Origin of the sequence: Aliivibrio sp. SR45-2 (assembly GCF_963890165.1) — a bacterium.
In the GTDB taxonomy this organism is placed as follows: domain Bacteria; phylum Pseudomonadota; class Gammaproteobacteria; order Enterobacterales; family Vibrionaceae; genus Aliivibrio; species Aliivibrio salmonicida.
Genome location: NZ_CAWPRC010000161.1, coordinates 22,578 through 35,896 on the forward strand (window position 1 = coordinate 22,578; position 13,319 = coordinate 35,896).

Genomic DNA, 13,319 nt, shown 5'->3' on the forward strand with positions numbered 1-13,319 from the left:
ACATCAATAAACCAATCAGTATATTGACGAAATAAATTGCTGTAATCGTTCGGATTCTGGTTCAGTAAAGAGTTTCTTTGGATCCCCCTGCTCTTCGACCAAACCTTGATGTAAAAACATGACATGATTTGATACATCACGAGCAAAAGCCATTTCATGAGTGACAACTAACATGGTTCGTCCTTCTTCTGCCAAGTCACGCATTACGCCTAAAACCTCACCAACCAATTCAGGATCTAAGGCTGAGGTTGGTTCATCAAATAACATGACTTCAGGATCAACGGCGAGTGCTCGAGCAATGGCTGCACGTTGTTGTTGGCCACCAGATAGATGTCCTGGGTAATAATCGCGACGCTCATATAACCCAACTTGCTTTAAAATTTGTTCTGCTTTCTCAATCGCTTCTGCTTTTGGTACACCAAGAACATGTATTGGTGCCTCTATTACATTTTGTAAAACCGTCATATGAGACCAAAGGTTAAATCCTTGAAATACCATAGCGAGGCGTGAGCGAATTCGTTGGACTTGTTTTTCGTTAACTGGGATGGATTCACCAAGGCGGTTATTCTTCATCTCAATCAATTCACCATTAACCCAAATTTCGCCTTTGGTCGGTGTTTCTAATAAATTAATACAACGTAGGAAGGTACTTTTACCTGAGCCAGATGAGCCAATAATAGAGATTACGTCACCTTTGTTGGCTTCCAGTGATATCCCTTTTAATACTTCATTTTGCCCAAAGTGCTTATGTAAATCTTTCACTTCTAGCGCGACAACATCCTTCATGCGCCATAACTCCTAATTTGTCAGTATTGTTATTATATTGAGATCTTTAATACAAACAAAACATAACACCGAGCAACCAAAGTAGCAACAAATCATCAACTAAATATGACATGTGAAACACTTAATTATAAAAATTAGAACCTTCAAATCGATTACTATAATTTGATTTTAATGAAATTAAATTACAGCTTTTTATCTAATCACAGAAAAAAACACAGGAAACTGTCATTTTATTTCACTAAATAACATAAAATGATCGAGATCAATCACCTTTGAAACATATCTGATAAGCTTCAATCGTTAGTTAAATACAAGACAAATCATTACCTATTTTTGCAATTCAGGTAATAAATGTATCGTGATTTGTGACGACATATAAAAGCATACTGTGACCTCGCTAACGTTAATTGATTAACGATTTCTCCATGCTCAAAATTTATGTCACAAATAAATTATATTCGTATAATGATAAACAGACCCTAAAACTAAATGGTTTTATATTTCATATCATTACAAAGGACATCTGCTCGTGAAAAAAGAATACAACCAATTCGATGCTATCGTTCCACCAGATATGGCTAAAAAAGCCGAAGATGTTGGTACTTATAAAGCCACTAAAGCCCCTTTCCAATCTTTTTACCTTGCAATAACTGCTGGTGTATTTATTTCTATCGCCTTTGTATTCTATATTACCGTAACAACGGGTGCTGGCGATGCACCTTGGGGCATGGTTAAACTGGTTGGCGGTCTTGCCTTTAGCTTAGGACTTATTCTTGTTGTTATTTGTGGTGGTGAATTATTTACATCATCTGTATTAACAACGGTTGCAAGAGCAAGTAATAAAATCACAACGAGCCAACTATTAAAAAACTGGTGCATTGTGTATTTTGGTAACTTCATTGGTGCTATGTTTTTTGTTGCAATGATTTGGTTTGCTAAAATGCATTTACTGGATAATGGACAATGGGGCCTTACAGCGATGAAGGTAGCCCAACATAAAATTCATCATACTTTTGGCCAAGCCGTTGCTTTAGGTACATTGTGTAATCTGATGGTTTGTTTAGCGACTTGGATGACTTTCTCTTGTCGTAGTAACTCTGATAAAGTACTTGTGATGCTATTACCAGTTGCAATGTTTGTTGCGGCAGGCTTTGAGCACAGTATTGCAAACATGTTTATGGTTCCACTAGGCATCGCAATTCATGCTTTTGCTAGTCCTGAGTTCTGGACAGTAATCAATGTTGACCCATCAGCATTTGCTGATTTGACAATAAGTAATTTTGTAGTAAATAATTTAATTCCAGTCACCATTGGTAATATTCTTGGTGGCGGACTTTTAGTCGGTATTACTTATTGGAATATTTATTTAAAACCAGACGCTCGTCATTAATTCTTAATACAGAGATCAATGACTGAGTCTATTGTGATTGTTGTTTATTTCATCACAATAGATGTTATAGGAATGCTTGAAACCCAGTACGGCATCCCTTCTTTACTTTAACAAGTAAGCGTCAGTATAATACTTCTTGGGTAGCGTCAACCGCTACCCAAACTTTATTAAAAAAATTGAAGATTTATTGATTTAGTTTAAGGTTTACAAAAAAAGTTTAAGCTATGATTGAAAAATCGAAACGTTAGTCGCAATATGAATGCTTATAGACTAGTTTTTATAACCATCCATATTGTTATTAAATATAGAGTGTACTATTTGCCCATACGGGTTGTGGTCTATTCATTACACCACTGAAAATAGTACGTATTTTTTCTACTAAAAAGGTAGGTATATCATGGCAGAGCAATTTGCTAAAGCTTGGACAGGTTTTGCAGACGGTGAGTGGCAAAACGAAGTTAACGTTCGCGATTTCATCCAAAAGAACTATGCACCTTATGAAGGTGATGAAGAATTCTTAGTTTCTGAAGGTACTGAAGCAACTAACAAGCTTTGGGCTAAAGTAATGGAAGGCATCAAGCAGGAAAACGCAACTCATGCGCCTGTTGATTTTGATACTTCTCTTATCTCTACCATCACATCTCACGATGCGGGCTACATCAACCAAGACCTAGAAACAATCGTTGGTCTTCAAACTGATGCTCCTCTAAAACGTGCAATCATCCCTAATGGTGGTGTACGTATGGTAGAAGGTTCTTGTAAAGCATACGATCGCGTTCTTGATCCTATGGTTTCAAAAATCTATTCTGAATACCGCAAAACACACAATGCTGGTGTTTTCGATATCTACACTAAAGACATTCTAAACTGTCGTAAATCAGGTGTTCTAACAGGTCTTCCTGATGCTTACGGCCGTGGTCGTATCATTGGTGATTACCGTCGTGTTGCACTTTACGGTATTGATTTCCTTATCACAGACAAACTGGCTCAATTCGCTTCTTTACAAGAACGTTTTGAAAAAGGCGAAGACCTAACAGCAACAATGCAACTTCGTGAAGAAATTGCTGAGCAACACCGCGCTCTAGGTCAAATCAAAGTGATGGCAGCTAAATACGGCTGTGATATCTCAGGTCCAGCTACAACTGCTCAAGAAGCAATTCAGTGGACTTACTTCGGTTACCTAGCTGCTGTTAAATCTCAAAACGGTGCTGCAATGTCTCTAGGTCGTACTTCGACTTTCCTAGACATCTACATCCAACGTGATATCGAAGCAGGTCTTCTAACGGAAGAACTAGCTCAAGAAATGATCGATCACTTCGTAATGAAGCTACGTATGGTTCGTTTCCTACGTACTCCTGAATACGATGAATTGTTCTCTGGTGACCCAATCTGGGCAACAGAATCTATGGGTGGTATGGGTCTTGACGGTCGTACACTAGTTACACGTACTAACTTCCGTTTCCTAAACAGCCTATACACAATGGGTCCTTCTCCAGAGCCAAACATCACTGTTCTTTGGTCTGAGCAACTGCCTGTAGGCTTCAAACGTTTCTGTGCGAAGGTATCTATCGATACATCTTCTATCCAGTACGAAAATGATGACCTAATGCGTCCTGACCTAGGTTCTGATGATTACGCAATCGCTTGTTGTGTATCTCCAATGATCGTTGGTAAGCAAATGCAGTTCTTCGGTGCTCGTGCTAACCTTGCGAAAACAATGCTTTACTCTATCAACGGCGGCGTTGATGAGAAACTGAAAATCCAAATTGGTCCTAAAGAAGCACCAATGACAGATGAAGTTCTTGATTACGCTAAAGTAATGGATCGCCTAGATCACTTCATGGATTGGTTAGCAACTCAATACGTTACAGCATTGAACTCTATCCACTACATGCACGACAAATACAGCTACGAAGCGTCTCTAATGGCTCTTCATGACCGTGACGTTCGTCGTACAATGGCGTGTGGTATTGCTGGTCTATCTGTTGCAGCCGATTCACTATCTGCAATCAAATACGCAACAGTTAAACCAATTCGTGACGAAAACGGCATTGCTATCGATTTCGACATCGAAGGTGACTACCCTAAATTTGGTAACAACGACGCTCGCGTTGATGATATCGCATGTGAACTAGTTTCTACGTTCATGGGTAAAATCCGTAAGCTTACTATGTACCGTAATGCTATCCCTACTCAATCTATCCTTACTATTACATCTAACGTTGTATACGGTAAGAAAACTGGTAACACACCAGATGGTCGTCAAGCAGGTGCTCCTTTTGCTCCTGGTGCTAACCCAATGCACGGCCGTGATGAGAAAGGTGCAGTAGCATCACTTACATCAGTAGGTAAACTACCGTTTGCTGATGCTCAAGATGGTATCTCTTACACATTCTCTATCGTACCTAACGCACTAGGTAAAGACGATGACAACCGTCGTTCTAACCTTGCTGGCCTAATGGATGGTTACTTCCACCATGAAGCTAACGTAGAAGGTGGTCAACACCTTAACGTTAACGTTCTTAACCGTGAAACTCTAGAAGACGCAGTTAAGCACCCAGAGAACTACCCACAACTGACTATCCGTGTATCGGGTTATGCTGTGCGTTTTAACTCTCTAACGACAGAGCAACAAGCTGATGTAATCGCACGTACTTTCACTGCGACTCTATAATTCAGCACTAAGTAAGTCATATTTAAGCCCTGCCATTTGGTGGGGCTTTTTTATTTCCACAAATCCCCTCTTAAATCCCCTAATTTCTCTGTGGTTTGCCCTACTTAATTATCCGAAAGTGTAATAAAATGACCTTATAATTATAGTTCGGAGAAATGTCGTCATGTCTGTAGGTCGTATTCACTCTTTTGAATCTTGTGGTACCGTTGATGGTCCTGGTATTCGCTTTATCATTTTTTTACAAGGCTGCTTAATGCGTTGTATGTATTGCCATAATCGCGATACTTGGGATACCCATGAAGGCAAAGAAGTCTCTGTGACTGAATTAATCGAAGAAGCCAAAAGCTACCGTCACTTTATGAAAGCGTCAGGTGGCGGCATTACCTGTTCTGGTGGTGAAGCCATGCTTCAACCAGAATTCGTACGTGATTTCTTTCAAGCAGCACAAGCCGAAGGCATGCACACGTGTTTAGATACCAATGGCTATATTCGTAAGCATACTGATGTCGTTGATGAAGTTCTTGCTGCTTCTGATCTGGTTATGCTTGATATTAAGCACATGAAAGATGAAATCCACCACGATTTTATTGGTGTATCAAATAGACGAACATTGGACTTTGCTCGCTACCTGCATAAGATCGGTAAAAAAACATGGATCCGTTACGTAATTGTTCCTGGCTACACTGATGATGAAGAATCAGCACACATGCTAGGTGATTTCATTAAAGATATGGATAACATAGAGAAAGTAGAATTACTTCCATACCACCAACTTGGTGCTCATAAATGGGAAGCCATGGGTTTAAAATATCCGCTTGATGGTGTTAATCCTCCTTCAAAAGAGACAATGGAAAAAATGGTTGCTATCCTAAGCCAATACCACGATAACGTTAGATACTGATCGTCGCTCATCCCTAAATTTATACAAAATGCCCGACGACGGGCATTTTTATTGGAATAAATAATGTATCAATTAAGCTTTTCACTACAAGAATTTCTCTCGGAATATTGGCAGAAAAAACCCGTCATCATCAAAGGTGGTTTTGAGAACTTTCAAGATCCAGTCACACCTGAAGAATTAGCAGGTTTAACACTAGAAAACGAAGTGGACTCACGCTTTGTTTCTAACTTAAATGGCGAATGGAAAGCAGAACACGGCCCATTAACTGAAGAACTATTTGATACACTGGGCGAAACTAACTGGTCTATTATCGTTCAAGCCGCTAACCATTGGCATGAAGGTGCAGCTGAGTTATTTAAACCATTTAAACAAATGCCAAATTGGTTATTTGATGATGTAATGATCAGCTATTCAGTACCCGATGGTGGCGTAGGCCCGCACATTGATCAATATGATGTTTTTATTATTCAAGGCCAAGGTAAGCGTCATTGGCGTGTGGGTGATATCGGCGAATACGAAGAAGAACATCGTCATGGTGCATTAAAGCAAATTACCGGTTTTGATCCGATCATTGATCAAATCTTAGAACCGGGTGATATTCTTTATATTCCACCAGGCTTTCCACACGATGGCTATGCACTAGAACCATCAATGAGTTACTCTGCCGGCTTCCGCTCTCCAAAAGAACAAGAGCTAGTGAGTAATTTTGCGGATTTCATTATTGAAAATGAAAAAAATGATGTGCATTACCATAATCCAGATCTTAAAGCGCAAGCACATGGCACAGAGATCACCACACAAAGTTTTGAAGATTTAAAAGCCATGATGCTAAATGCGTTGTCGGATGAACAGAGCCTTAAGCAATTTATGGGAGAGTATTTAAGTAACTCTCGCCATCACTTGAACATTTTGCCTGATACTGAGAAGTGGACAACAGAAGAGTTATTGGCTTATCTACAATCAGGTCAAGCTCTGATTAAAGTGGCCGGTGTTCGTGCTTTCTATCATGAAGAAGAAGCATGTGAAGACAACATGACACTTTATATTGATGGTGAGAGCTATGTGTTCCCACTAACAGTAAAAGAGGATGTGATTGCTTTATGTGAATCATCAGAATTTACACTACTTGATATTGAGAACTTACTGCAAGATCCGCACTCAGTGGCTAACCTGCTGCAATTTGTCAACACAGGTTACTGGTTCGTAGAATCAGACGAAGACGAAGAATAAACGGTCATATAATCAATACAATCACAATGAATTGTACGGATTAAATAATAACGCCCATAGGTCTCATCCCATGGGCGTTTTTTATTTACACCGTTTCGACAGTTAAACTTTAAATTGGGACATCAATTGTTTTTGTTGCGTTGATAACGATGAAAGCTCTAAACCTACCGCTTCACCAGAATTGGCTTGTTCTAACATCTTATGGCTTGAATCTCGGATATTACTGACACTTTGATTCACTTCATTAGAAACGGCTTGCTGCTCTTCTGCGGCTCTCACAATTTGCATGTTCATGTCCTGTATTGTCACAACAGCCGCACTGATTTGTTGCAGACTTTCTACCGACAATTTAATCGTCGATGCGCCATCCAGTGCAATCGTATTTCCCTCAGTGATTGCAGTTACAACCGATTTAGTTCCTGATTGTAACTTCTCAATCACGGTGCGAATTTCATCCACAGAATCTCCGGTACGTCTTGCTAACTGACGAACTTCATCAGCCACAACAGCAAATCCTCTTCCTTGCTCACCCGCTCTCGCCGCTTCAATCGCCGCATTCAATGCAAGTAAGTTAGTCTGTTCAGATATTCCCTCAATAACCGATAATATGGCGGTTATATTTGTGCTATTACACTCTAATTCCTGAGCAACAGGGACCGCTTTTTCCATATTACTGACTAAAGATTGAATAACGGACTCAGTCGTCAATATTAATTCTTTTCCTTCATTAGAAGCTGATTCTGCTTGCTTTGCAGCATCAGCGGCGAGTGTTGAATGATCAACCACTAAGCTCGCCGTTTGTGTTAACTCTTCCACCGCAGTAGCAACCATATCGACTTCTCGGAATTGAACATCGCTGCCTTCTTTAGATTGGCTCGCAATAGAACTTGATCGCGCAGCTACATTCGATAATTCATCACTGCTTTGAGCCACATCTTTAATTGTTAATTGAAGTTTTTCTAAAAAAGCATTAAACCAATGTGCCAATTGCCCTACTTCATCTTTACTTTGTACAGCCAAGCGTTGGGTTAAATCCCCTTCACCAGAAGCGATATCTTTTAAACGTAAAGCCACTAATGAAATAGGTTTTACAATCTGTTTCGTGGCAAACCATAAAGCAGTTAACACTAAAACGGTTAAGACTAAACCAACCATTCCTTGCATTAATAAAGATTCATTCCCATGTTCAATAAGTAAACGGTCTAATTTATTGACATCTGCAAACACCGTTTCTCTATCGACTTCAATAATGACTCCCCAACGCTGTGTTTTTAAATTAATAGGCACAAACACAAACAACTTATCTTTATTATCAGACCATATTAATTGTGAGTTTCCAGCAGAGACCCACGAAGGTACCATTGATAATGTATTATTATGAGAATCTAAAGATTGACCAAAAGAGGTGTTTTTCTGATCTGATAATATGAGTTTGCCTTTTCCATTGACGACATAAATCGCACCATCACCATTGAAAATAGCGTTATCAGCTTGAGTGACTAGGTCAGAAAGACGACCTATATCAAGGTCAATACCAATAATTCCTATTGTTTGTCCTTCTTTTATCAAAGGAGTGGTAATAGAACTGATAAGTGTCGTTACCCCATCATTTTCATAATAATAAGGATCAATAATGCACAAACGGCTTTCTTTTAAACTACACGTAAACCAGTAATTCGACGCATCTCCGCTTCCATCTCTTTCTGTGTTACTCAGATCTTTTTCTGTAAAGACACGCATTTCAGTTTCTTTGGTTGCTGATTTAAACCAATAAGGAGCAAAGCGCCCTATTTTATTTGAACTCGCATAACCTGCATCATGATAATTAAAATCTTCCCCATCTAACATATCTGGTTGATATACGCTGTATGCACCATAAATATTAGGGTATTTCTGTACTGGTCTCTTCATCATGTCACTTAAAGACTGACGTAAGTCACCACTGTCCATAAAGGTATCTTCTGCACTTTGTTGAAAAAACAGCGCACTTTCAGCAAGCATTTCAGCTCGATAAATCGCTTCATCTAAGTAAGTTTGAATTTGTTTTGATTGATTTTTTGCTTCTGCCATTAATAGCGTTTGAGTTTGCTTAATAACAGAATCTGACGTCTGCTTTTGAACAACCACTTGATTTTCAATCGAGGAATAAATGGAAAAACTAATGAGCGAAGAAGCAAGGGTAATAAGCCCAATGGCTGCCGCGATGGTTATTTTCCACTGAAGAGAAAGTGACTGCATACAATATCCTTCTATATATGAGTTCATTAAAATCTATTTATTTTTTAACTAGAATAGCTAATTAAAATACTTACCTTTATTTATCGAAAGTTTGCTAATAATATTTAACGAAATTTAAACATTTAGATTTTAGGTATAAAAAAAGCGCGATATAAAAAATTATCGCGCTTAAGCCTGTCACTGGCTGAATTACTTTATATAGAAAACTTAGCTAGTTACCGCTAAACAAGAGACAGCATGAACATCAGTACCTTTAAGCTCAGGTTTTGTTTGTGCACATATTTCCGTTGCTTGTGGGCAACGCGTTCTAAACACACACCCTGATGGCGGATTGATTGGAGAAGGAAGATCCCCTTCTAGCATATCAATCACCTTTGCTCTTTCAAGTTTAGGATCTGGAATTGGTACCGCTGACATTAATGCTTTTGTGTACGGGTGTTTAGGATCGCTAAACAAGGCATCAGATTCACCTAACTCAACTTCGTTACCTAAATACATAACAAGTACACGATCAGAAATGTGCTTAACCACAGAAAGGTCATGAGCAATAAAAACTAAGCTTAAACCTAATTCTTTTTGTAACTCTCTAAGTAAGTTAACAACTTGAGCTTGAATAGAAACATCAAGCGCCGATACTGGCTCATCACAGATGATCATTTTTGGTTTAAGTATCAAGGCTCGTGCAATTCCGATGCGCTGACATTGACCACCAGAGAATTCATGTGGATAACGGTTAATGACGTTTGGTAACAAACCAACCTTCATCATCATCTCTTTTACTCGATCCTTCACCTCTTCTTTCGTAAGTTTAGGATAAAACGTTTGCAGAGGTTCAGCAATGATATCGCCAACAGTCATTCTAGGATTCAAAGACGCCAGCGGATCCTGGAAGATCATTTGAATCTCTTTTCGTTTTTGGCGTAAAGGCTCATCATCCAACTTCGTCAAGTCTTGACCAAGCCAAAGAACTTCACCCTCGGTAGCTTCAACTAAGCCAATAATCGCTCGAGCAAAAGTAGATTTACCACAACCAGACTCACCAACAACACCTAGAGTCTCACCTTCATACAAGCGAACATTCACCCCATCAACCGCTTTTAAGTTGGCTGGTTTTGCCCATGGCCACACTGATTTAGATGCAATACTAAAATGAACTTTTAAGTTTTTAACTTCCAAAAGAAGTTTTTTATCTGCTGACATTACCACGTCCCCTGATCAGAAAAACAAGCACGTAAGCGACCATCACCAAATGGCAGAAGAATCGGCGCTTCTTGCTTACAACGGTCCATAACACGATGGCAGCGCTCTTGATAAGGACAGCCAGTAGGTAAACGCAGTAAGTTAGGTGGATTACCAGGAATCGTTGGTAGTATATCGCCAACTTGATCTAAACGAGGGATCGCTTTTAGCAAGCCTTCCGCATATGGATGACTTGGTTCGTAAAATATTTCATTAACGGTACCGTACTCCATCGTACGCCCAGCATACATCACTAATACTTTGTCACAAGAACCAGCAACAACACCTAAGTCATGAGTAATCATGATAATTGCCGTATTAAATTCACTTTTCAACTCATTCAACAACTGCATGATTTGAGCTTGAATCGTGACATCCAAAGCCGTTGTTGGCTCATCTGCAATCAATAATTTTGGTCGGCATAATAAGGCCATTGCAATCATTACTCGTTGACGCATACCGCCTGAGAACTCATGTGGGTACATCGTTATACGCTTACGAGCTTCAGGGATTTTAACCGCTTCTAACATTCGAACTGATTCTTCAAATGCCTCTGCTTTTCCCATGCCTTTGTGAAGCATTAATACTTCCATTAGCTGGGCACTGACTTTCATGTAAGGATTTAATGATGTCATCGGGTCTTGGAAAATCATTGCCATTTGTTCTGCACGAATTTTATTCAATTCATGTTCTGGTAAATTTAAGACTTCTTTACCTTCAAATTTAGCACTGCCCGTAATAATACCGTTTTTTGCTAATAGACCCATTAATGCGAAAACAGTTTGAGATTTACCCGAACCAGATTCGCCAACAATGCCTAATGTCTCACCTTGCTCTAGTGAAAAATTTAAATCATTTACTGCGGTGACATTGCCATCTTGAGTTGTAAACTCGACACGCAGATCTTTTACATCTAATAAACTCATAATTCTTTCCTGCTTAAATCCGTTAAATAATTAGCTGTCCATACAGAGGATTATCTGTCTTTTGGATCCAACGCATCACGTAAACCATCACCTACATAGTTAAAACAGAACAAGGTAACAACCATAAATAACGCAGGGAAAATGAGCTGCCAAATAGCCACTTCCATGGTTTGAGAGCCTTCTTGGAGTAAAGCCCCCCAACTCGTCATTGGCTCTTGTACCCCTAAGCCAAGGAAAGATAGGAATGATTCAGTTAAGATCATGCTTGGGATAAGTAACGTTGAATATACCGCAACAATACCCAGTACATTAGGCACGATATGACGAGTAATAATTCCCCACTTACTCACACCACAAACATGTGCCGCTTCAATGAACTCTTTACTTCGTAAACTCAATGTTTGTCCACGAACTATACGTGCCATATCAAGCCAAGCAATGGCACCGATCGCAACAAAGATCAGGATAATATTTCGACCAAAAAACGTCACTAGTACAATAACTAAGAACATGAATGGAACCGCGTATAGGATCTCAATAAAACGCATCATAACTCGGTCAACTTTACCACCGACAAAACCAGAGGTTGCGCCATAAAGCGTACCGATAACTACCGCTACCAGTGCCCCTAAAATACCCACCATCAAGGAGATTCGACCACCAACCAAGGTACGTACAAAAAGGTCACGCCCTAAACTATCGGTGCCAAAAAGATGCGTAAGGCTTGGTGCTTCGTGCAATGCATACCAATCCGTATCATCATAAGCGTACTGGCTAAACATCGGTAAAAAGACAACGGAAAGTGTCATTACGGTTAATACACATAGGCTGATCATTGCAGCTTTATTTCTCATAAAGCGTAAACGGGCATCCTGCCATAAACTACGACCTTCAATTTCTAGGTTTTCAGAGAAATTGGCGATCGCTTCTAAATTTTCTTTTTTCGTTAACATGCGTCCGTTCCCCTGTTAATAACGAATTTTCGGGTCAATTATTGCTAGTAATACATCAACGATGGCGTTGAACAGAATGAATAGGAAACCAATCAAAATAGTGATCCCCATTACTAGTGAATAATCACGGTTAAAAGCAGCATTCACAAACAACTTACCAATACCCGGCAAACCAAAAATGGTTTCAATAACCACTGAGCCTGTAATAATACCGACAAATGCAGGTCCCATATAAGAAACCACGGGAAGCAATGCTGGTTTAAGTGCATGCTTTAACACAATGTAACGGTAGCTCAATCCTTTCGCACGAGCGGTACGGATAAAATTACTGTTTAATGTTTCAATCATACTGCCGCGAGTAATACGAGCAAACGTCGCTATATATAAGAATGACATACCGAGAATAGGCAATAACATGTATTTAAACGAACCATCATGCCACCCCCCTGCTGGGAACCAACCGAGTTCAATAGAGAATAAATAAATTAGTGCGGGGGCTAATACAAAGGAAGGCATCACCACCCCAATCATCGCGGTGGACATAATACTGTAATCAAGCCAAGTATTTTGCTTCAATGCCGCTAAAGTACCAATTGATACACCAAACACCACCGTAAAAATAAAAGCAAAAAAGCCGATCTTAGCCGATACAGGCAATGCCGCCTCAACCAGTTCATTTACGGTATAATCTTGATATTTAAATGATGGACCAAAATCACCTTGAATAATATTACCAAGATAGGTTGTATATTGCTCAAAGACGGGCTTGTCCAAACCATATTTGGCGTTGATGTTCGCCATTACTTCTGGAGGAAGTGGACGTTCTGTAGAAAATGGATTGCCGGGAGCAAATCTCATTAAAAAGAATGAGATAGTGATCAATACCAACATTGTTGGAATTGCTTCAAGTATCCGTTTGATAATGAATTGAAACATAATTCATACTTCCAGTGTCTGTGACAAAAATAATTAAAAGATGGAT

At 39.4% G+C, this 13,319-nt stretch carries 10 protein-coding genes; 4 read left to right on the plus strand and 6 right to left on the minus strand.

What is annotated here, in order from left to right; all coding sequences use genetic code 11:
* Positions 1-15: 15 nt before the first annotated feature.
* Entirely contained in the window at positions 16-786 is a 771-nt protein-coding gene (locus AACV33_RS12415) for an ABC transporter ATP-binding protein (protein ID WP_017022215.1), read from the minus strand.
* 574 nt (positions 787-1,360) lie between these two features.
* Here AACV33_RS12415 and focA point away from each other — a divergent pair.
* The 4 genes from focA (at position 1,361) to AACV33_RS12435 (ending at position 6,981) form a co-directional block, all read left to right on the plus strand.
* Positions 1,361-2,176: a formate transporter FocA gene (gene focA, locus AACV33_RS12420; protein ID WP_051108265.1), complete on the plus strand. Its 816-nt coding sequence runs from the start codon at positions 1,361-1,363 to the stop codon at positions 2,174-2,176.
* Between the two features lie 397 nt (positions 2,177-2,573).
* A complete protein-coding gene (pflB, locus tag AACV33_RS12425; RefSeq protein WP_012550516.1) occupies positions 2,574-4,850 on the plus strand; it encodes a formate C-acetyltransferase in 2,277 nt (758 codons plus the stop codon).
* Between the two features lie 163 nt (positions 4,851-5,013).
* Positions 5,014-5,751 carry a pyruvate formate lyase 1-activating protein gene (gene pflA, locus AACV33_RS12430; protein ID WP_012550515.1) on the plus strand — a complete coding sequence of 246 codons (738 nt, stop codon included), beginning with the start codon at positions 5,014-5,016 and terminating at the stop codon, positions 5,749-5,751.
* 63 nt (positions 5,752-5,814) lie between these two features.
* Positions 5,815-6,981 (plus strand): cupin domain-containing protein, encoded by a 1,167-nt coding sequence (locus AACV33_RS12435; protein ID WP_182699291.1) that lies wholly within the window; start codon positions 5,815-5,817, stop codon positions 6,979-6,981.
* 102 nt (positions 6,982-7,083) lie between these two features.
* On the opposite strand, the gene AACV33_RS12440 is transcribed toward AACV33_RS12435, so the two are convergent.
* From AACV33_RS12440 to oppB, 5 genes are all read right to left on the minus strand, one after another.
* Positions 7,084-9,219: a methyl-accepting chemotaxis protein gene (locus AACV33_RS12440; protein ID WP_255458470.1), complete on the minus strand. Its 2,136-nt coding sequence runs from the start codon at positions 9,217-9,219 to the stop codon at positions 7,084-7,086.
* A gap of 207 nt (positions 9,220-9,426) precedes the next feature.
* Positions 9,427-10,419: a murein tripeptide/oligopeptide ABC transporter ATP binding protein OppF gene (gene oppF, locus AACV33_RS12445; RefSeq protein WP_017022210.1), complete on the minus strand. Its 993-nt coding sequence runs from the start codon at positions 10,417-10,419 to the stop codon at positions 9,427-9,429.
* Positions 10,419-11,384: an ABC transporter ATP-binding protein gene (locus tag AACV33_RS12450; RefSeq protein ID WP_017022209.1), complete on the minus strand. Its 966-nt coding sequence runs from the start codon at positions 11,382-11,384 to the stop codon at positions 10,419-10,421. Before AACV33_RS12450 ends, oppF begins: the two co-directional genes overlap by 1 nt.
* Positions 11,385-11,434: 50 nt before the next feature.
* Positions 11,435-12,337 (minus strand): oligopeptide ABC transporter permease OppC, encoded by a 903-nt coding sequence (gene oppC / locus AACV33_RS12455; RefSeq protein ID WP_017022208.1) that lies wholly within the window; start codon positions 12,335-12,337, stop codon positions 11,435-11,437.
* A 15-nt stretch (positions 12,338-12,352) separates the two neighbouring features.
* On the minus strand, positions 12,353-13,273 hold the full coding sequence (gene oppB / locus AACV33_RS12460) for an oligopeptide ABC transporter permease OppB (RefSeq protein ID WP_017022207.1): 921 nt from the start codon (positions 13,271-13,273) through the stop codon (positions 12,353-12,355).
* Positions 13,274-13,319: the final 46 nt, after the last annotated feature.